Here is a 20,670-nt window from a genome sequence, read left to right as displayed (position 1 = left end):
GTCGCGCAGGCGCGGGCGGGGCGGTCGACAGCCCGGCGGTTGCTGCCTTCCTAGGCTGGATGCCGAGATGAAATGCAGAGCGCAGAACCATTAGTCGCGCTTATGTCGCGAATTTTTACTTCCAATTTTACATCGCAAGATCCCAGCCATAGCCTCACGCGCAACTGATCATATGTCGCGATCGATCAATGGCGATCGGAGCGAGCGTTCATTGTAGCCAACGAGGGTTGCCATGCTTGACAGGGACGAGGGGAAATCCACTGCCGGTCCGGCGGGGACGAGCGACAAATCGGCGAAAAAACTGAGCCGGCGCACGCTGTTGAAGGGGGCGGCCGCAATTGCGGGCGCGGCCGCAGGGTCGGACGCGATCCGCGGATTTCCGACCATCTGGGCGCAGGAGATCAAGGACATCGAGCTGCGCCATGTCGGCGTGTCCTACTCGGTGGTGAAGGCGATCGGCGACCAGGCCGCCAAGGATCTCGGATTCAAGGTGACGATGCAGAACCTCGACACCTCCGCCGCGATCAACCGCTTCATAAGCCAGCCTAATACGGTCGACATCGCCGATCTCGAGGGCTGGCAGGCCAAGCTCGCCGCCAAGCGCAGCGTGATCCAGGGCATCGAAGTCAAGAAGATCAAGGAGTTCGACAACATCCTTCCGATCTTCACCAAGGGCGAGATCGACGGCCACAAGATCCCGCGCCAGGGCATCTCGCCCTATGAGGCCATGTACATCGCCAAGCCCGACTCGACCGACCTGAACGACGGCGTCACCGAATGGGCGACCTTCCTGCCGCAGGTCTACAACGCCGACTCCATCGGCTACAGGCCCGACCTCGTCGGCCATGAAGTGACCGAGTGGAAGGATCTGATCGACCCCAAGTTCAAGGGCAAGGCCGCAATCCTCGACGTGCCAGCGATCGGCATCATGGACGCTGCGCTCTGCTTCGAAAGCGCCGGGCTGATCAAGTACGGTAACAAGGGCAACATGACCAAGGAGGAGATCGACTTCACCTGCAACAAGCTGATCGAGCTGAAGAAGCAGGGCCAGTTCCGCGCGACCTGGACCACCTTCGATCAGTCGGTGCAGTTGATGGCGGCGGGTGAGGTGGTGATCCAGTCGATGTGGTCGCCGGCGGTTGCCGCGGTGCGCGTCAAGGAAATCCCCTGCGTCTACGCGCCCGTGAACGTCAAGAACGGCAAGGAAGGCTATCGCGGCTGGTGCAACGGCATGGGCCTGATGAAGCACCTTTCCGGCAAGAAGCTCGACGCCGCCTATGAATATCTCAACTGGTATCTGTCGGGTTGGCAGGGCGGCTTCGTCGCGCGCTACGGCTACTACAGCCCGGTGCCCTCGACCGCGAAGAAATTCCTGACGCCGGCCGAATGGGCGTTCTGGTACGAAGGCCAGCCCGCGCCGGAGGCGGTCAACGACCCCTACGGCGTACCCATGGAAAAGGCCGGCACCAAGCGCGACGGCGGCTCGTTCCTCGATCGCGTCAAGAACATCTCGTGCTGGAACACGCTGATGGACGAGGCCGCCTACATGAACAAGCGCTGGAACGACTTCAAGGTGGCCTGAAATCTGCTTCCCTCACGTAGCTTAGCGCCGGCGCGGCGACGCGCCGGTGCGAGAAGATCGACTTCGAGGCGTTTGCCGCTATGCAGCCAAATCCAGCTCAAACTCCGTCACGCGCCAATCTCGCCGGCTGGCTCTATGTATCGCCGCTCGTCTTGGCGCTCGTGCCGTTCTTCGTGGCGCCGATCCTGGTCGTGCTGGCTGCGAGCTTCTTCGCCACCGACGGTTTCGGCGGGCTGACGCCGGGATTCACGCTGGCAAGCTATGCCGAAGTGCTGCACTCGCAGCTGACGTTGAAGCTGTACCTGGCGACCATCAAATTCACGGTGCTGACCTGGATCTTCACGCTCGCCATCGGCTTCTTCGTTGCCTATTTCCTGGCGTTCCACGTCCGCAATCAGTTGTTTGCGATCGGCCTGTTCCTGCTCTGCACCGTGCCGTTCTGGACCTCGAACATCATCCGGATGATCTCCTGGATCCCGTTGCTCGGCAAGGAGGGCTTGATCAATCAGGTGCTGCTGGGAATGGGCGTGATCCGCCAGCCGCTCGAAGTGCTGCTGTTCTCCGACCTCGCCGTGGTCATCGCCTATGTCCACCAGCTCACGATCTTCATGATCGTGCCGATCTTCAATTCCATGGCACGGATCGACAAGAAGCTGATCGAGGCCGCGATCGACGCCGGTGCCAGCCGTTTCGACATCATGCGCCTGATCGTGGTTCCGATGTCCAAGAGCGGTATCGCGCTCGGCACCATCTTCGTGGTCTCGATCGTGATGGGCGACTTCTTCGTGGTCAAGGTGATGTCCGGCGGCGGCTCGGCCTCGGTGGTGAGCGCGTTCTATGAGGATGTCGGCGTGCTGCAATATCCGACCGCAGCCGCAAGTGCCGTGCTGCTGACGCTGGTGCTGGTCGCGCTCGTCTCGCTGATCCTGCGTACCGTCGACATCAGGCAGGAGATCGCGCGATGAGTGCCGTTCTTGCCGACACGCCAAAAACCGACGCGTCCCGGACGGTCGCGCCGGCCACCACCAAGGCGATCGCGCCGGACAAGGGCGGCCGGCCCTGGACGTTCTACGTGCTGGCGACGTTGTTTGTGCTCTACGTGCTCGCTCTCTACGGTCCAATGTTCTGCATCTACATCCTCTCGTTCCAGGATATCCGAGGCGGGCTCGTCTTTCCGATGAAGGGCCATTCGCTGCACTGGTTCGTCGATCTCTTCACCCAGGTACGCACCGGCGACGTCAAGGGCTCGTTCGACCGCTCCATCAAGCTGGCGGTCATCGTCACCATCATCACCGTAGTGGTCTCGTTCCTCGCCGGGCTCGGCTTTCGCAAACGCTTCCGCGGCGACACTGTCGTCCTTTATATGATGATCGGCAGCCTGGTTGCGCCGGGCCTCGTGCTCGGCCTCGGCACGGGCCTGCTGTTCCAGGCCCTCGGGCTGAACGCGAGCTGGTACACGTCCGCACTCGGCGCGCAGCTCTCCTGGACGTTGCCGTTCGGCGTGCTGGTGATGTTCGCGGTGATGTCGCGCTTCAATCACGTCTGGGAGGAGGCCGCCTACGATCTCGGCGCCAACCGCTGGCAGTCGATCCGGCTGGTGATGATCCCGGTGCTGGCGCCCGGCCTCGTCGCAGTCGCGCTGTTCGGTTTCACGCTGTCCTACGACGAGTTCGCACGCAGTCTCCAGACCGCGGGCTCGCTGAATACGCTGCCGCTGGAAATCTGGAGCATGACCTTGAACGTCACCTCGCCATCGCTCTACGCGCTCGGCACGGTGACGACCGTCATCTCCTTCATCGTCATCGGTGCGAGCCTGGGCAGCATCGTGCTGATCCAGACGAAGCGCGGCGGCCAGGCAAAGGGTTGAGCTGGGAATGAAGAGAGATCGCGGCGATATCGAACTGGCAGGGGTCTGCAAGAGCTTTGACGGCGCGACCTACGTGGTCGATGCCGTCAACCTGAAGATCGCGGATGGCGCCTATTGCTGCTTCATCGGCCCCTCCGGCTGCGGCAAGACCACCATCCTGCGCATGATCGCCGGCCATGAGGATCCGACCGCGGGCGAGATCGTGATCGGTGGCCAGAATGTCGTCGGGCTGGCGCCGGTGCAGCGGCGTACCGCGATGATGTTCCAGTCCTACGCGCTGTTCCCGCACCTGACCGTGCGCGAGAACATCGCCTTTGCACTGCGGGTGCGCGGCATGCCGAAGGCCGATCGCCTGCGTTCGGCCGACGCCATGATCGAGAAGGTGCGCCTGACGCAATTCGCCGACCGGCTGCCGGCGCAGCTCTCAGGTGGTCAGCAACAGCGCGTGGCGCTGGCGCGTGCCGCGATCACCGAGCCCCGCGTGCTCCTGCTTGACGAGCCACTCTCCGCGCTCGACGAGCAGCTCCGGGTGCAGATGCGCCAGGAGCTGCGGCGGATGCAGCAGGAGCTCGGAATCACCTTCATCCATGTCACCCACACCCAGCTCGAGGCGATTGCCCTCGCCGATCTCGTCGTGGTGATGGAGCAGGGCAAGATCAAGCAGGCGGGGCCGGCGCGCGAGGTCTACGCGCATCCGCACGATCGCTATGTGGCCGAGTTCATGGGCGGACAGAATGTGCTGTCGGGGCGGGTCGAGAAGGTCAACGGTGCGAGCTTTACGCTGGCGCAGGCCGCACCCGATGGCATCGAGGTGCCGCTTCAGGCGCGCTCGACCGTCAGCGTCGGCGACAAGGTCGATATCGCCGTGCGCCGCGACGACGTGGTGCTGGTCAGGTCGGGCAAGGAATTGCCGCCCGGCTGCACGACGTCGCTGCCGAGCCGCGTCCTGGCGATCGAATACCAGGGCTATTTCGTCAAGGTCATGCTCGACACCGTGCCGGACGACGGGTTCGTCGCCTATGTGCCGGAAAAGACCTTCTTCGCGGATCCCTTCACCGTCGGCGATGTCGTGATGGCCACCTGGGCCACGGGCAGCGCCCTTCCACTCGCCTAAGAGAGCCGTCGCGCACAGGAGCTGATCGTGCAGATATCCTTCACACTCAACGGACGGCCTACCACAGTCGATGTCGAGCCGGCGACGCTCGTCACCGAGCTCCTGCGCGAGCAGCTCAACCTCACCGGTACCCATATCGGCTGTGACACCAGCCAGTGCGGCGCCTGCGTGGTCCATCTCGACGGCTTGCCGGTGAAAAGCTGCACGCTGCTGGCGCCAGCGCTTGTTGGCGCGACGTTGCTCACGATCGAAGGTCTTCAGGGCGCACCTGGCTCGAACCAGATGCATCCGATGCAGGAGGCCTTTCGCGAGCATCATGGCCTGCAATGCGGCTTCTGTACGCCCGGCATGCTGATGACGGCGGTCGCGCTCGCGGCCGGGAAGCCTGATCTGACCGAGGCCGATGTCCGTCACGGTCTCGAAGGCAACATCTGCCGATGCACCGGCTACCAGAACATCGTCGTCTCGGTGATGGCAGGCGCCGCCGCCATGAATGCCGCCAAGGGAGAGTGACCATGGGCAATGTGATCGGTATCGGCGCCGCACCGAAGCGCAAGGAAGACCAGCGCTTCCTCACCGGACGCGGAAATTACGTCTCCGACATCAAGCGCCCCGGCATGACGGCGGGCGTGTTCGTGCGCTCGCCGCATGGCCACGCGGTGCTGCGCGGCATCGACAAGAGCGCGGCGCTGGCCGCACCCGGCGTCGTCGCCGTGCTGACCGGGGAGGATGTCGCGACCGACAAGCTGGGCACGCTGCCCTGCGGCTGGGGGATCTCCGACGCCAAGGGCGTTCCGATGAAGGAGCCGCCTTTCCCGATGCTTGCGCAGGACAAGGTGCGCTTTGTCGGAGACATGGTGGCCTTCGTCGTCGCGGAGACGCCGGAGCAGGCGAATGCCGCGGCCGAGCTATTGAAGGTCGACTACGAGGTGTTGCCGTCCGTGGTCGGCGTGCTCGAAGCGGTGCGGCCTGGCGCGCCGCAATTGTTCGAGGACGTGCCGAACAATATCTGCTGCGACTGGGAGCTCGGCGACAAGGCCGCGGTCGAGACGGCGTTCCGGAAGGCGGCACACGTCGCAAGGCTCAGTCTGGTCAACAATCGCCTGATCGGCAACCCCATGGAGCCGCGCGCGGCGATCGCCGAGTACGAACCCGGCACGGATCGCTTTACGCTGTGGACCACGAGCCAGTTTCCGCATGTCGTGCGGTTTCTGATGGGCGCGCTGGTCCTCAACATCCCGCAACACAAGCTGCGGGTGGTCGCCCCCGACGTTGGCGGCGGTTTCGGCGTCAAGCAGTTCCATTACGGCGAGGAAGCAGTAATCACCTGGGCCGCCAAACGCGTCCATCGTCCGATCAAGTGGGTGGCAAGCCGCTCGGAAGGCTACGTCTCGGACCGCCACGGGCGCGATCACGTGACCGAAGCCGAGCTCGCACTTGACGAGACCGGAAAGTTTCTCGCATTCCGTGTCAATACGCTGGCCAATATGGGCGGCTATCTCTCGACTTTCGGGCCGAACATTCCGACCAATCTCTACGGTCCCTTGCTCGGCGGCGTCTATACTACGCCCGCGATCTACTGCAACGTGAAGGTCGTCTTCACCAACACCGTGCCCGTTGACGCCTACCGCGGCGCGGGCCGGCCCGAGGCCACCTTCGTGCTGGAGCGCATCGTCGATGTCGCAGCCAGCGAGATGGGCATTGACCGCGTCGAGATCCGCCGCCGCAACATGATCCCGAAGGAAGCCTATCCGTATCAGACCCCGGTGCTCGTGCAGTACGATTCCGGCGATCCGATGGGCTGTCTCGACGGCGCGCTGGTTGCGGCAGACGTGAAGAGTTTCGGGGTGCGCAAGGCGGCGTCGGCCAGCAAGGGAAAATTCCGCGGGCTCGGCTACTCGACCTATGTCGAGGCCTGCGGCCTTGCGCCATCGCGCTTTGCGGGCCGGTTGGGCGCGCGTGGCGGCCTCTACGAGAGCGCGACGGTGCGCGTGCATCCGACCGGCCAGGTCACGGTCATGATCGGCACCCACAACCACGGCCAGGGCCACGAGACCACGTTCGCGCAGATCGTGTCCGAGAAGCTCGGCGTGGCCTTTGAGAATATCGACATTGTGTTCGGCGATACCGATCGCGTGCAGTTCGGCATGGGCACCTATGGCTCGCGCTCCCTGGTGGTCGGCGGCGCGGCACTGTCGAAGGCGACGGACAAGGTGATCGCCAAGGGCAAGAAGATCGCCTCCCATCTGCTCGAGGCTGCCGAGGTCGATATCCAGTTCGAGGCGGGCAGGTTTTCCGTCACCGGCACGGACCGCATGAAGACGTTCGAGGAGATCGCGGGCGCCGCCTACGTGCCGCATGATTATCCGCTCGAAGTGCTTGAGCCGGGGCTGGAAGAGCAAGCCTATTACGATCCCGTCAACTTCACCTATCCCGGCGGCTGTCACATCGCCGAGGTCGAAGTCGATCCGGAGACCGGCACGGTGACGCTCGTCAATTACACGGCCGTCGACGACGTCGGCACGGTCATCAATCCCATGATCGTGGAGGGCCAGTTGCACGGCGGCATCGTGCAGGGCGTTGGCCAGGCGCTGTTCGAGAACGCGGTCTATGACGAGGGCTCCGGCCAATTGCTGTCGGGTTCTCTGATGGACTACTGCATGCCGCGCGCCGACCACATGCCCATGATGAAGGTCGCGACCCATTCGACACTGTGCACGCATACGCCGATGGGCGTGAAGGGGTGCGGTGAGGTCGGTACCATCGGCTCGCCGGCCGCCGTCATCAATGCGGTGGTCGATGCGCTGTCGCATCTCGGCGTCACCCATGTCGACATGCCGGCGACGCCGAACCGGATCTGGCGCCTGCTGCAAAACGCGTCGCTGCCGGTCGCCGCGGAATAGGGAGAATATCAATGAGGCCATTTGCCTATCACCAGCCGCACCAGCTTCCCGACGCCGCGAAGCTGCTGACCTCCATCGAGGACAGCAAGCTCGTTGCGGGCGGCATGACGCTGATCCCGACGCTGAAGCAGCGGCTGGCCAGTCCGCCTGCCTTGATCGACCTTTCGAAGCTCGAAAACCTGAAGGGTATCACCGACGACGACGCCACCATCGTCGTCGGCGCGATGACACCGCATGCGGTGGTGGCGGCCTCGAAGCTGGTGCAGGCGAAGATCCCCGGTCTCGCGGCTCTCGCGTCCATGATCGGCGATCCCGCGGTGCGCAGCCGCGGCACGATCGGCGGCTCGGTCGCAAACAACGATCCGGCGGCCGACTATCCCGCCGCCGTGCTCGGTCTCGGTGCGACCATCGTCACGAGCACGCGCGAAATCGCGGCCGACAAGTTCTTCCGCGGCTTGTTCGAAACCGCGCTCGAACCCGGCGAGATCATCACGGCGCTTCGCTTCCCAGTGCCGACCAAGGCGGGGTACGCGAAGTTCAAGGCGCCGGCTTCGCGCTATGCGCTGGTCGGCGTGTTCGTCGCGAAGTTCGCTGACGAGGTTCGCGTGGCCGTGACCGGAGCGGGCTCCGGCGTGTTCCGTGTGCCACCGATGGAGGCGGCGCTCTCGGGCAATTTCGATCCATCCGCGGTCGCCGCGATCAAGATCGACACCGACGGTCTCACCTCCGATATCCACGCCGAAGCCGACTACCGTGCGCATCTCGTCACGGTCATGGCCAAGCGCGCCGTCGACGCGGCGCTAAGCTAGCTCTTTAGGGTTGATGATGACTGATGGTTCCGGCCGAACGGCCTTTCCGCCGGCGCCGACTGGCCTCGGCGCGCTTTCTGCAACCGAGATCATGGCCGGCTACCGGCGCGGGGAATTCACTCCGCGTGACGTTGTTGACGACACGATTGCAGCCCTTCAGGCGGCGAACGAGACCTGCAACGCGGTGGTGACGCCGATGTACGAGCAGGCGAGGGCGGAGGCTGATCGACTTACCAGGGAGATGCGCGCGGGCGAAGCCAAAGGTCCGCTCGCAGGCGTGCCCGTCACGATCAAGGATCTGGTCTTCGTCGCGGGCGTGCCAGCCTATGCCGGCTCGCCGATGAACAAGAGTTTTGTGCCCGAGATGGATGCCGCCGTCGTGTCGGCGCTGAAGGCATCGGGCGCGATCATCACCTGCAAAACCACCACCTGCGAGTCCGGTTACAAATTAACGGCCGACAGTCCGGTCACCGGCACGACGCGCAATCCGTGGAATCCCGGTCGCACGAGCGGTGGGTCGAGCGGCGGCGCAGCGGCCGGCGTCGCTGCCGGCTGCGGCCCGATCGCGATAGGCACCGACGGCGTCGGCTCGATCCGTGTGCCGTCGTCGTTTTGCGGTGTGTTCGGGTTGAAGCCGACTTTCGGCCTCGTGCCGCGCTCGCCGGGCTTCTCGCCGCCGTCCTGGGCTTCGCTCGCGCATACCGGGCCGATCACGCGGACCGTCGCCGATGCCGCGCTGACGCTGCAGGTCATCGCGGGCTACGATCTGCGCGATGCGGCAAGCGTTCCCGTCTCCGCGCGTCGCTTCAATACGGACGCAGGGCGCTTGGATGGGATTCGTATCGCAGCCAGCGCCGATCTCGGCTACGCCGCCGTCAGCCCCGATGTCTGCGCGGCCTTTGGCAAGGCGCTCGCCGTTCTCGATTCCTGCGGCGCACAGGTCACCATGGACGGCCCGGGTCTCGATCCCGACATCCTGGAGCATACGTTGAAGCCGATCGCGTTCACCGAGCAGGCGGCCGCCGTCGCGACCAAGACTGCTGCCGATCTTGCAAGTTCGGAAGCCGACTATCGCGATGTCGTCAGCGCTGGACGGAGCTACAGCGGCACGGACTATATCGAAGCGAGTTACCGCCGCGGTCAGGCGCGCAGTGCCTTCGTCAAACTGTTCGAGCGTGTGGATGTGCTGGTGACGCCCACAGTCGCCGTCACCGCGTTCGAGGCCGGGCAGATCGGCGTCGGCACGATCGACGGCCGCAAGGTCGATCAGCATCTCGGCTGGTCACCTTTTACGTGGCCGATCAATCTCGCCGGCCTTCCGGCGGCGACGCTGCCTTGCGGCTTCGATCGCGATGGCATGCCGATCGGGCTTCAGATCATCGCGCCCTGGCTCGACGAGCCCATGCTTTTCCGCATCGCCGCCGCGTTCGAAGCGGCGCAGCCCTGGGCGAAGTTCTGGCCGCAGCTGGCGTTGCGCTAGGACAATTCGATCGGCCCGCGGCCGCTGAGCTCTTCGTTGAGGCGCAGATAGTGCGCGAGATAGTCGTGCAGGGCGGTGGCCGCTTTCGACGTGGCGCCGCTCGACTTGTAGAGCAGCAACTCGATCTTCGGCAGCGGCGGCAGGCCCTCGTTCGGCCCGATCTCGCGCATCGCCGGCACCAGCGCGCTGCGGCCGAGCACGGTGACGGCCATACCGGCGAAGGCCGCGGCTTGTAGTCCGCCCACGCTTTCGCTGACACAGGCGATGCGCCAGCGCAAATTCCCGCGTTCCAGCGTATCGATCGCGTAGTCGCGATAGATGTTGCCCGGCGGCAATAGCGCGAGCGGGATCGGCCGTTCCTGATGCGCGGCGGACTGCTCGCCGGTCATCCAGACCAGCTGCTCGCGCCGCACCACTTGGCCGCCGGTGAAATCGTTCATCCGGGTGACGAGCGCGATGTCGACATCGCCGCGCTTGACGAGGCCGACCAGCGGCGTCGACAGCGCGCAGTTGAGCTCGACCTGGACGCGCGGAAAGGATTTTCGGAACACGCTGAGAATCTGCGGCAGCATGAATGCCGCGTAGAGGTCGGGCGTGCCGAGCACGACCTGTCCCTCGATCTCCTGCGACGCAAGCTGCGAAATCAGCTCGTCATGCAACCTCAGGATGGATTTGGCGTAGGTGAGGACGGTCGTGCCGTCCTCGGTCAGTGTCATCCTGCGGCCGCCCTGCAGGAAGAGCTGCTTGCCGGTCAGCACCTCCAGCCGCTGCAATTGCAGGGTGATGGCTGGTTGGGTCCGGCCGAGCCGCCGCGCCGTCTCGGTGATGCTGCCGGTCTCCACGACCGAGATCAAGGACCGAAGCATGCGGATGTCGAGACTGATAAGGTTCATTCGGCGCTCGTTTCGCCCGACTTCGATGCAATTTCCATGCTACAGTTTCGCGGGAAACGTGTTGCGCATCCGGCTCGAACCTCAGCGTCTGACGTGCCACCGACGCTTGATTAACCTGGATTTTCTCGGCTGAAGCCAGCTCAAACTTGCCCGTGACGGGTTGGAGCTTAGAGTTCAATTTTTTCAACTGGTTAGAAGGTCGCTTTGCGCAACCGGTACGCCGGGAGATCCACGGCCGCCAATGTGAGCAGGCGTTGGGAGAAACATCTACGGCGGCACTTGCGTTCGCAGCACCGCCTCAATCTGTCGCGCTGCTCCAAGTAGCATTCGGTCTTGTCCGCGCGCAGCGATGATCTGGAGGGCGAATGGCAGTCCGCTCCGATCCGTTCCGCATGGAATCGAAATCGCCGGCAGGCAGGCATGATTGACAAAGGGCGTGAACGTCGCGTGGGCGCGCGGGCTTGCGGCCTTTCCGCCGATCGTGTCCGGGCCGAGCTGCGTCAATGGCCACGCGACGCATGGAACGGTTGGCGTCAGCAGCAGGTCGAACGCGCCAAGGAACGCCGCAAATGCCCTGGCGATTGCAGCGCTTGCGACCAGCGCGCCGGCGACCTCTGCGCCCGACCACGACAGCCCCCGCTCGATCTGGTTGGCGATATCAGGATCGAACAGGCTCGGATCCTGGCGGAAGACATCGCCATAAAGCGCCGCGAGGCCGGCATGTTGAAGTGGCATGATGGCTTCTTCGGTCGCGACCGCAGGCCAGGCGGGATCACATTCGGCGATCCGTAGCCCAGCCGCGGCGAGACGCTGGACGGCCAGAGAGACGCCGTCGGCGACGGCCTGATCAACGGCGGCATCAAGTCCAAGGCGCGGCGAGAAGGCGATGCGCAAGCCCGAGAGCTCGCCGCTGTCGCGAGCGATCGTCGCGGCATCCGGATCGCGCGCATCGACGCCGGCCATCGTTTCGAACGCGAGCGCGATATCGGCAATGTCGGCGGCGATCGGTGCAATGACGGAGAGGCCGAAGAACGGCTCGGCGAAGCCGGGCCCATAGGGGATCGCGCCATAGGACGGCTTGAAGCCGGCGACGCCGACATGGGCCGGGGGCCGGCGGCTGGAGCCGCCGGCATCGGTGCCGATCGCGAGCGGCACGAGGCCGGCCGCGACGGCGACGGCGGGACCGCCCGATGAGCCGCCGGGCGTCAGCGAGGGATCGAGAGGATGCCGGGTCGGGCCATATAACGGCGAGGTCGTCACCCCCTTGCAGGCAAACTCGGACGTCGCTCCGATGCCGACGATGACGGCGCCGGCCCGGCGCAGCCGCTCGATCGCAATCGCATCCTGCGGCGCGATGAAATCGGCGAACAGGCGCGAGCCTTGCGTCACCCGCCAGCCGCCGGCCCAGATGTTGTCCTTGACCACGACGGGGACGCCGGAGAGCGCCATCGTCTCGCCGGCGCGCAGGCGCTCGTCGACAGCCGCGGCATCGGCCAGCGTGCGGGCAGGATCGGTTGCGACGACCGCGTTCAGCGCCTTGGCGGCCTCGATGCGCGCGAGCGCGGCCTTTGCGGTTTCGGCGGCGCTCGTCCGCCCGGCCGCGACATCGGCTGCGATCTCGCGGGCGCTATGTGCCGGCTTCGTCATGGCCTCCCCGGATCAGCGCCACTGTGCCGCAGAGAGCCAGGCACGCCAAGGCAAAGAAGGCCGCGCCAAGGCCGGCCACACCGTCCAGGATCGACACCAGCGCAGGCGCCGCCAGCAGGCCGGCATAGGAGGCGGTCAGCACCGCGCCCGCGGTGTCGCCGATCCGGTCCTGCGGGGCGAGGCGGGCGATCTCCGCGATGAAGACGCCGTTCCAGCCCGAGGCTGTCAGGCCGAACAGCGCTGCAACCGCAAACTGCCAGGTGCGACCGAGCGATGCGCCGTCGAGGCCGAGCAGCGCGGCGCAGAACGCCATGCCGAGCCCGATCACGACGAGGACGCCGCGTGAGGCGTCGAGCCGCATCGCGACATAGCCCCAGCCCAGACGGCCGAGGAGGCCGCCGGCTTGCGCGCAGGCGAGCGCCATGCCGGCCTCGATATGGCTGAGCCCGAGCTCGCGGGTGCCGAGCGTGACGAACACGGTGTTCAGCGACACCTGCATCGCGCTGAACGGCATCGAGGCCAGCGCGAGCATCGCGATCCGCCGGTCCGCGGTCACCAGCGCCAGTCGCGCACGGAGGTCGAGTTTCGGCGGCGGTGCGGCCTTGGCGCCATAAGCCGGACGCAGTCGCTCGAACAGCAGGATTGCCAGCAGCGCGCACGCGCCGACCGCCGCATAGCACCAGACAGGTCCCAGCGTGATGGCGATCGCGGGCAAGACCAGCGAGCCGCAGACGGCGCCGATCTGATTCCCGGTCTGGCGGACCGAGAACACGAAGGCGCGGCGCTCGGCCGTCACGAGCCGAGCCAGCAACGCCGCGCTGGCAGGTGTTTCCGGTCCGAAGGCGAGGCCCAGGCAGAGGCCGGCGGCGAGCAGCGCCGCCGTCGAACCGAGCGAGGCCAGCGCCATGCTGACGATGATGGCCGCTGCGCACAGGCTTGCCATCCGCAGCGAGCCCATGCTCGCGATGAAGCCGCCGCCCCAGAACGAAGCGGGGATGCCGACCGCGAACACTGCGCAGGAGAACAGCGAAAGCTGCCAGACCTCGATATGGGCGCGCGGCGCGATCACGCCGGGCGCGAACAGGGCAAGCGCCACCAGGGCCTGGAGCCATGTCATCGCTGCCAGGGCCGGCAGCAGCGCGGGCTCTGGCCGAACGGCTGTGTTTGCGTCTACCATGGCGCTGCGTTCACGGGAGGAATTTGGTGGCAGGCGGCATTTCCATTCATGCGGTCGACGTGGCGAGCGGACGGCCTGCGCAGGGGCTGCGCGTCGAGATATGGCGGATCGATCCGGAGCAGCTGCGCCTCGCCGACGGACGGCTCGGCGGCAACGGCGCGCTCGATCATCCCATTGCGCAAGGCGAGGGCATCTCGGCAGGCGAGTACGAGGTGATGTTTCATCTCGGCGAGTTCTTCGGCGACAGCGATGGCTTCCTGACCGTGACGCCGTTTCGCTTTCGCATCAAGAACGTTGACGAGCATTTCCACCTGCCGCTGAAATTCACGCGCTGGGGCTATTCGCTGTTTCGGGGCGCCTGATCAGTTCGTCAGCCGCCGCGACAGGCCCGTCACGCGCTCCATGATCGCGACCAGCGCGACGGTCGCGATGATCAGCACGCCCGACAGCGCCGCGATGGTGACGTCGAGCTTGCCCTCGAGGTCCTGCCACATCCGGATCGGCAGCATGTCGGTCGCGGCATCGCGCAGGAACAGCGACACCGGCACGTTGTCGAAGGACGACATGAAGGCGATGAAGGCGCCTGCGATGATGCCCGGCCGGATCAGCGGCAGCACGATGCGGCGGAACGTGTAGAGGCGGCTGGCGCCGAGCACCGCCGAGCTTTCGAGCAGGGTCGGCTCCAGTTGGGCGAGCGCCGCGACCGTGTTGCGCACGACATAGGGCACGCAGACCACGGTGTGGCCGATCACCAGCGTCAGCGGCGACACCGGCAGGCCGACCAGCGAGAACAGCATCAGGGCGGCAAGGCCGAAGGCCAGCGCCGGCAGCACCAGCGGCGACATGAAGAGGGAATCGAGCAGCCGTGCCGACAGCGTCCGCGACCGCGAGATCGCCAGCGCGGCCGTGACGCCGAGCACGACCGACAGGCTGGTTGCCCACAGCGCGACGATGAGGCTGTTCTTCGCCGCGAAGTGCAGCTGCCAGGCATTCCACAGCTCGACATACCATCGCAGCGAATAGCCGGGCGGGGGGAATCGCAGCGAGAATCCGCTGGTGAAGGAGACGATCAGCACCACGAGCGAGGGCGCGATGATGATGATCAGCGCGATCAGAGCTATCAGCGTCATCACGAGCTCGAAGCTGATCGCTTCCAGAGTGCGCTTGCGGCCGGCCATCACGCGCCTCCATAGCCGCGCGAGAGGCGGCCGAGCGTGGTGAAGACGGAGACGACCGCGAGCACGGCGAGCAGGAAGATGATCGAGATCGCGGACGCAAACGGCCAGTTCTGCAGTGTCGAGGCCTGCTGATACAGATACATCGGCATGAACAGCATCTGCCCGCCGCCGATCAGCGATTGCGTGATGAAGGCCGTGATGGCGGCCGCGTAGGTCAGCGTGCATCCGGCAATCACCCCGGGCAGCGACAGCGGCAGCACGACCCTGAAGAAGGTACGCCAGCTCCCGGCGCCGAGCGAGCAGGAGGCGTCGTCGAGATTGGGATCGATCCGGCCGAGCGCGGTGATCAGCGGAAGCGTCATCAACGGCATCTGCACCTGCGCCAGCGCGATGACGACGCCGAACTGGGTGTAGAGCATTTTGAGCGGTGTATCGATCATGCCGAGCGACTGCAGCGTCGCATTGATGATGCCCTGGCGGCCCAGGATCACGATCCAGGCGAAGGTGCGGACCACGACGCTGGTCAGAAGCGGCAGCAGCACGATCAGGATGATGACGGTCTGGAGCTTTGGTCCGACCCGCTGGTAGAGCCACGCGACGGGAAAGCCGAGCACGAGGCACACGGCCGTCACCTCGGCGCCGAGCAGCAGCGTCGAGCCGAGCACGCTGAGGCTGAAAGGATCGGTGAGGAAGTGCAGGTATTGGCCGAGCCCCCAATGGAGCCCGGCCGTGTCGTTGTGCAGCGAGAGCCAGAGCAGTTGCAGCAGCGGGGCGACGAAGAACAGCAGGAAGAACAGCGCCAGCGGCGCTGCCAACCCCATTCCGTGGGATGTCACGTCGCGTGATGCCGGTGCTGCGCCCATCGCCGGATCCCCCGATATGCTAGATCTTGATCTCGCGGTTGAAGCGCTCGATCCAGGCCGAGCGCTGCTCGTTGATCTTCTTCCAGTCCTGGAACACGAATTTCTGCTTCAGCTCGGCGGTATCCTTGGCCAGCACGCGCGCGATCTCGCCGCCCATCGTCACCTTGGAATTGGTCGGCACGATCAGATAGGGCGGGTTCATCAGAGTGGTCTGCACCTCCGGCGTCAGCGCAGCCTCGATCAACTTGAAGGCAAGCTCGCGGTTCGGCGAGTTCTTGACGATGTGGATCGTGGTCTTGAAGGCGATGGCGCCTTCCTTCGGCGCCACGAACTCGACCGGCACGCCGCGCGCTTTCAGGATCTGGATGGCGTTGAAGTTGCCGGGCGAGATGTCGATCTGGCCCTGCTGGAACAAGGTGGCGAGCGCACCGGGGTTGGCCGCGACCGCGGCGAGATTGGGCTTCAGCTCCTCCAGCGCCTTGAAAGCGGGATCGACATTGGCTTCCGAGCCGCCGCGCATCTTGGCGATCTCGACCAGCCAGCCGGTGCCGAGCGTGGAGTTGAGGTTGGTGATGCCGACGCGGCCCTTGAACTCGGGCTTCCAGAGATCGGCCCACGAGGTCGGTGGTGTCTTGACGGATTCCGGGTTGTAGGTGAGGCCGACCACCTGGAAGAACGGGGCGGGGCCCATCGGTTCCTGCGCCTCGGCGATCAGGTCCTTGTAATAGGTGCTCTTCTCGACCGGGTAGGGCTCGACGAGGTCCTGGCCGACCGCGACGAGGGCAGGACCCGGATCGTGCAGCATGACGTCGATCGGCGGATTGGCCTTGGCTGCGTTCACCTTCGCGATCTGGTCGACCGAAAGCATGGGGTCGAGCACCATCGCTGCATCGGCGTTGGCCTTCCGGAACGCCGGCACCAGCACGGCCTTGTGCGCTTCCTCCCAGCTCCCGGTGAAGGTCGCGAACACCAGCGGACGGGCCTGGGCAAAGCTCAGTCCGGGAAACGCCTTCATGGCGCCGAGTGTGAGTGCGGTCGTCATCAGGCTTCGGCGGTTCATGATCATGTCGAACTCCTTCTATACAAAGACTGGATTCAAAGTGTTGCAGGAAAGGCATTTGCGAGCGACGGGGCGAGCGGTGCGAGACGGACCGCAGCGCCACTCTCCAGCGCACGCGTCTCGCCGATCCGCGCCTGGGAGACTTTTACGCCGGAGCCGTCGGCGGTGGTGACCTCGTGGACGACGGTGGCGCCGAGCGGCAGCGACATGCCGACGACGCCGGCAAAGCCGGCCTCGTCGCCGACGAATTGCAGATGTTCGGGGCGGATGCAGACGGTGACGCGGCCGCCTTCGGTGAGAGAGCCGGCCGCTGGCCGCGCGATGATCTCCGCGCCGGCGTCGAGGCGTACCTTGGCGGCGGTACGATCCGCCGACACGACGACACCGGGCATGCGGTTGGTGGAGCCGACGAAGGTATTGACGAACAGGGTCTGTGGACGGTCGTAGACGTCGGATGGCGTGCCGAACTGCTCGAGCGTGCCGTGGCTGAGCACGGCGACGCGATCGGCCATCGACAGTGCTTCTTCCTGGTCGTGCGTCACGATCAGGGTGGTGATGCCCGAGACGCGCTGCAGCCGCTTGATCTCGATCTGCATGTCGAGCCGCAGATTCTTGTCGAGCGCGGCAAACGGTTCGTCGAGCAGCAGGATCGACGGCTTGATCGCGAGCGCGCGGGCGAGCGCCACGCGCTGCTGCTGGCCGCCGGAGAGCTGCCGCGGCAGCCGTTCGGCCATCGCAGGCAATTGCACGAGCTCGAGCAGGCGCTGCGCCTCGCGCTGGCGCGTCGCCTTGTCGACGCCGCGCGCGGCGGGCCCGTAAGCGACATTCTCGATAACCGACAGATGCGGGAACAGCGCGTAGTTCTGGAACACGATGCCCACCGCGCGGCGGTTCGGTGGCAGCGTATCGACGATGTCGTCGCCGATGATGATGCGTCCCTGCGTCTGCGCGATGAAGCCGGCAATGATGCGCAGCAGCGTGGTCTTGCCGCAGCCGGACGGGCCGAGCAGGGCGATGATCTCGCCGCCCTTGATGTCGAGATTGATGTTCTCGACCGCGAGCGCGCCGCTCGGATAACGGTGGGTGACCGCGTCCACGACGAGAGAACGTCCGCCTTGCGCTTCAGCCATGATGCTGCCTCCCGTTGCCCCAGAGGAGAAAGCAAGTCTCGTGCCCGGCGCAGTCGCTTTTTGCGGCGCGTTTTGGCATTGTAGTCCGATGACCTCGGTTCGATCGATTTGCGACCTCACCGCCACAGCCCTTGCGCGCGCCATTGCGAAGGGCGAGCTGTCCTCGCGTGACGCCGTCGAGGCGCATCTGGCGCGGATTGCACGCAAGGACGCGCAATTGGCGGCGTTCGTGACTGTTGATGCGGAAGGGGCCCGCCGTGCGGCGGACATCTGCGACGCGGCGGCTGCGCCGACCGGCCCGCTGCATGGCGTGCCCATTGCGATCAAGGACCTCACCGACACCGCGGGGCTTGCGACCACCTACGGCTCGGTCCTGTTTCGCGATCACGTGCCGGCCGAGGACGATCTCGTGGTCGCGCGGCTGCGGCGCGCCGGCGCGATTATTCTCGGCAAGACCAACACGCCGGAATTCGGCTTCGGCGCGGTCTGCACCAATAAATTGTGCGGGCCGACGCGCAACCCGTTCCATCGTGTGCTGACCTCCGGCGGATCGTCCGGCGGCTCCGCCGTCGCCGTCGCAGCCGGTATGGTACCACTGGCGCATGGCACCGATTTTGGCGGCTCGGTGCGCACGCCTGCAAGCTTCTGCGACGTCGCCTCGATCCGTCCGACACCCGGCCGAATCCCGTCGCCGCGCCGTCCGCTCGGCTGGGACATGCTGGCCAGCCACGGCTTCCTCGCCCGCGATGTCGATGATCTCGAACTGGCGCTGTCGGTCTGCGCTGGTGGCGATGCGCAGGATCCGCTCTCGACTGGCGTCGCCGCGGACCATCGTCCCCTGGCTGGACGTTCCCGGATCGCAGTCACGCCTGATTTCGGTGTTGCGCCGGTTTCGCGCGACGTCCGCGCTCGTTTTGCCGATGCTTGCCAAGCGCTCGCGCGTGCTGGCGAGATCGTCTCGTCCTCGCCCGATTGCGGCGGGGCGATCGAAGCCTTCCGAACCCTTCGTGCCGCCCACATCGCCAACAGCTATGGTGAGCTGCTGAGAACGCGCCGCGGCGAGCTCACGCCCACCGTGATCTGGAATATCGAGGCGGGCGCCAAGCTCTCGGCGGAGGATTACCTCAACGCCGAGCGGCGGCGGACTGCGATCTACCGCAGCTTTCGCGAGTTGTTCGCGCGTGCCGATTTCCTGGTCGCGCCCGCGGCTTCGGTCTTCCCGTGGCCGAACGAGGTCAGCGATGTCACCGCGATCGATGGCGCGGCGCTGGAGACACCGATCGATTATCTCGCCGTCACCTTCATCGTGTCGCTGGTCGGTTTCCCGGTCCTGACCCTGCCGGTGCCGCGAGGGGAGAGCGAGCTGCCCTTCGGCATCCAGATCATCGCGCCACCGGGGGGCGAGTCCCGCCTGTTTGCCTTCGGCCGTACCATCGAAAACGAATTGGGATTTTCGCATCGCCGGCCAAAGCTCCCCTAGCTGTCGCGATGCTCGAGCCGGGCGGCGAGCGCGCCGGCGAGTCCGATGGTGGGCTTGGCAGCGGGCCGGCGGTATGTGCCCGCCGTAGCCTTGCGCAGGCGCAAGGCCACCAACGCCTCGGCCTGCTTCACGGCGGCGACGACCTGGTCGACGATGGGGACGGGGATTCGGTCGGCGACGCGTTCGGCAAGTCCCGAGAGCGGCGCACCGGCGAAGATCAGCACATCGGCCTCATCCTCGACGACGGCGCGCTGTGCGAGTTCGACCAGAAGGTCCTCCTTCTCCGTGCCGACCTCGGAGATCGCCTGGAACGGCGTGTCGAGCATGCGGATGCCGGCACAGCGCTCGCGCAGCCCGTGGTCGCGGACGCATTCCTCGTACCAGGGCCCCAGCGCCTGCGCGAAAGTGACGATGGCGAAGCGCCGCCCGGCCATGCAGGCCGTCAGCATCGCGGCTTCCGCGAGGCCGATCACGGGAATGTCGAACGTCTCGCGTGCGGCGAACAGGCCGGGGTCGCCGAAGGCGGCGATGATCGCGGCATCGACCTTCCTGTGCTGCTCGGCCAGCATTTCCAGCGCGATCGCGCCGCCGATCTGCGCCTCGGTCCGCGTCGCGATATAGGGCACGCCGCGCGTCGCGGTGCAGGGGACGACCTCGGTGCCGGGCGCGGCGGCCCGCTGCCCGACATCGGTCATCAACTGGGTGACCCCCGCGCTGGTGTTGGGATTGAGCAGCAGCAGCTTCATGGTCACGCTGCCGTCAGCTTGGGTTTGGGAGCGAGCGTCTCGAGCAGCGCGGTGCCGGTCTGGCGGACATGGGCTCCGAGCAGGCGCCCTGCGGCTTCGCTGTCGCGCGCTTCGAGGGCGGCGAGGATGCCGGCGTGTTCGTCGACCGAATTGCTCCAGCGCTTGTCGGCACCCAACGCGAGATAGCGCGCGCGTTCGGCCCGGGAGATCAGCGTCTCGTGCGCTTCGCGCAGCGGCGTGTTGCGCGCCATGCGGACGATGGTGTTGTGGATCTCACCGTTGATGGCGAAGTACTCGTCGAGTTTGCCGTTGCGATGATGACCCTCCATGCGGGTCTGGAGCGTGCGCAGGCGGGCGAGGTCGCGATCGGTCGCGCGGACGGCGGCAAGCTCGGCGGCCAACCGCTCGATGCCGGCGAGGGCCTCGAACAATTCCGAGATGCTCTCAATTGCGATGTCGGCGATGCGCGGGCTGCGGTTCGGGCGGAGCTCGATCAACCCTTCGGCGGCAAGCACCTTCATCGCCTCGCGCAGCGGCGTGCGCGACACGCCGAGCTCTTTCGACAGCCTGGTCTCCTGCGTCTGCGATCCCGGCGGCAGCTCGCCCCGGATGATCATCGTCCGCATCCGCGCGGCAGCGCGCTCGTGCAGACCCATCCGCTTGAGTTTGGGCGACTTTCGACCCTTCGGGGTGTCCAACTTCTGCTGCACGCGCGCCTCGTTGCTTCGAGTTCATCCTAGC

At 65.8% G+C, this 20,670-nt stretch carries 19 protein-coding genes; 10 read left to right on the top strand and 9 right to left on the bottom strand.

All coding sequences use genetic code 11. From position 1 onward, the window contains the following. The first annotated feature begins 232 nt into the window (after positions 1–232). The 8 genes from RX330_RS24660 to RX330_RS24625 all read left to right on the top strand — a co-directional run bounded on the left by RX330_RS24660 (position 233) and on the right by RX330_RS24625 (position 9,755). Positions 233–1,582 carry a PotD/PotF family extracellular solute-binding protein gene (locus RX330_RS24660; RefSeq protein ID WP_317240170.1) on the top strand — a complete coding sequence of 450 codons (1,350 nt, stop codon included), beginning with the start codon at positions 233–235 and terminating at the stop codon, positions 1,580–1,582. Positions 1,583–1,662: 80 nt separating this feature from the next. Continuing rightward, positions 1,663–2,547 carry an ABC transporter permease gene (locus RX330_RS24655; RefSeq protein WP_317240169.1) on the top strand — a complete coding sequence of 295 codons (885 nt, stop codon included), beginning with the start codon at positions 1,663–1,665 and terminating at the stop codon, positions 2,545–2,547. After that, positions 2,544–3,449 (top strand): ABC transporter permease, encoded by a 906-nt coding sequence (locus RX330_RS24650; protein WP_317240168.1) that lies wholly within the window; start codon positions 2,544–2,546, stop codon positions 3,447–3,449. Before RX330_RS24655 ends, RX330_RS24650 begins: the two co-directional genes overlap by 4 nt. A 7-nt stretch (positions 3,450–3,456) precedes the next feature. Then, positions 3,457–4,563, top strand: a complete 1,107-nt coding sequence (locus RX330_RS24645; protein ID WP_317240167.1) for an ABC transporter ATP-binding protein — start codon at positions 3,457–3,459, stop codon at positions 4,561–4,563. A gap of 27 nt (positions 4,564–4,590) precedes the next feature. Further along, positions 4,591–5,076: a (2Fe-2S)-binding protein gene (locus RX330_RS24640; RefSeq protein ID WP_317240166.1), complete on the top strand. Its 486-nt coding sequence runs from the start codon at positions 4,591–4,593 to the stop codon at positions 5,074–5,076. Positions 5,077–5,078: 2 nt separating this feature from the next. Next, entirely contained in the window at positions 5,079–7,466 is a 2,388-nt protein-coding gene (locus tag RX330_RS24635) for a xanthine dehydrogenase family protein molybdopterin-binding subunit (RefSeq protein ID WP_317240165.1), read from the top strand. A gap of 11 nt (positions 7,467–7,477) precedes the next feature. Beyond that, on the top strand, positions 7,478–8,275 hold the full coding sequence (locus RX330_RS24630) for an FAD binding domain-containing protein (RefSeq protein ID WP_317240164.1): 798 nt from the start codon (positions 7,478–7,480) through the stop codon (positions 8,273–8,275). A gap of 16 nt (positions 8,276–8,291) precedes the next feature. Then, entirely contained in the window at positions 8,292–9,755 is a 1,464-nt protein-coding gene (locus tag RX330_RS24625) for an amidase (protein WP_317240163.1), read from the top strand. On the opposite strand, the gene RX330_RS24620 is transcribed toward RX330_RS24625, so the two are convergent. The 3 genes from RX330_RS24620 to RX330_RS24610 all read right to left on the bottom strand — a co-directional run bounded on the left by RX330_RS24620 (position 9,752) and on the right by RX330_RS24610 (position 13,472). Then, positions 9,752–10,648, bottom strand: coding sequence for a LysR substrate-binding domain-containing protein (locus RX330_RS24620; RefSeq protein WP_212092941.1), 897 nt, complete (start codon positions 10,646–10,648; stop codon positions 9,752–9,754). The two genes, RX330_RS24625 and RX330_RS24620, sit on opposite strands and share 4 nt — an antisense overlap. Positions 10,649–10,915: 267 nt before the next feature. Then, entirely contained in the window at positions 10,916–12,295 is a 1,380-nt protein-coding gene (locus RX330_RS24615; RefSeq protein WP_317240162.1) for an amidase, read from the bottom strand. Continuing rightward, on the bottom strand, positions 12,276–13,472 hold the full coding sequence (locus tag RX330_RS24610) for an MFS transporter (protein ID WP_317240161.1): 1,197 nt from the start codon (positions 13,470–13,472) through the stop codon (positions 12,276–12,278). The genes RX330_RS24615 and RX330_RS24610 overlap by 20 nt, the downstream gene beginning before the upstream one ends. Before the next feature lie 26 nt (positions 13,473–13,498). On the opposite strand from RX330_RS24610, the gene RX330_RS24605 reads away from it, so the two are divergent. Further along, positions 13,499–13,834: a hydroxyisourate hydrolase gene (locus RX330_RS24605; RefSeq protein ID WP_317240160.1), complete on the top strand. Its 336-nt coding sequence runs from the start codon at positions 13,499–13,501 to the stop codon at positions 13,832–13,834. On the opposite strand, the gene RX330_RS24600 is transcribed toward RX330_RS24605, so the two are convergent. The 4 genes from RX330_RS24600 to RX330_RS24585 are packed head-to-tail and all read right to left on the bottom strand — an operon-like array spanning position 13,835 to position 17,703. Beyond that, entirely contained in the window at positions 13,835–14,650 is an 816-nt protein-coding gene (locus tag RX330_RS24600) for an ABC transporter permease (RefSeq protein ID WP_317240159.1), read from the bottom strand. It abuts the gene before it with no gap. Continuing rightward, complete coding sequence (locus RX330_RS24595; protein ID WP_212092936.1) at positions 14,650–15,513, bottom strand: ABC transporter permease; 864 nt, start codon at positions 15,511–15,513, stop codon at positions 14,650–14,652. Before RX330_RS24595 ends, RX330_RS24600 begins: the two co-directional genes overlap by 1 nt. Before the next feature lie 19 nt (positions 15,514–15,532). Further along, positions 15,533–16,579, bottom strand: coding sequence for an ABC transporter substrate-binding protein (locus RX330_RS24590; RefSeq protein ID WP_317240158.1), 1,047 nt, complete (start codon positions 16,577–16,579; stop codon positions 15,533–15,535). Positions 16,580–16,608: 29 nt separating this feature from the next. Next, the gene (locus tag RX330_RS24585; RefSeq protein ID WP_317240157.1) at positions 16,609–17,703 is read right to left on the bottom strand and encodes an ABC transporter ATP-binding protein; all 1,095 of its coding nucleotides are present in this window, start codon (positions 17,701–17,703) and stop codon (positions 16,609–16,611) included. A gap of 88 nt (positions 17,704–17,791) precedes the next feature. Here RX330_RS24585 and RX330_RS24580 point away from each other — a divergent pair, with 88 nt between their 5' ends. Beyond that, a complete protein-coding gene (locus RX330_RS24580) occupies positions 17,792–19,183 on the top strand; it encodes an amidase (protein WP_317240156.1) in 1,392 nt (463 codons plus the stop codon). Here the strand turns inward: RX330_RS24580 and RX330_RS24575 are convergent. Both RX330_RS24575 and RX330_RS24570 read right to left on the bottom strand, forming a co-directional pair. Continuing rightward, entirely contained in the window at positions 19,180–19,929 is a 750-nt protein-coding gene (locus RX330_RS24575) for an aspartate/glutamate racemase family protein (RefSeq protein WP_212092971.1), read from the bottom strand. The genes RX330_RS24580 and RX330_RS24575 overlap by 4 nt on opposite strands. A 2-nt stretch (positions 19,930–19,931) precedes the next feature. Next, complete coding sequence (locus tag RX330_RS24570; RefSeq protein ID WP_317240155.1) at positions 19,932–20,639, bottom strand: GntR family transcriptional regulator; 708 nt, start codon at positions 20,637–20,639, stop codon at positions 19,932–19,934. Positions 20,640–20,670: the final 31 nt, after the last annotated feature.

The sequence above is a fragment of the Bradyrhizobium sp. NDS-1 genome (assembly GCF_032918005.1).
GTDB classification, from domain to species: domain Bacteria; phylum Pseudomonadota; class Alphaproteobacteria; order Rhizobiales; family Xanthobacteraceae; genus Bradyrhizobium; species Bradyrhizobium tunisiense.
The sequence above is the reverse complement of the archived record's forward strand: the minus strand, read 5'-3'. Positions and strand labels throughout refer to the sequence as shown.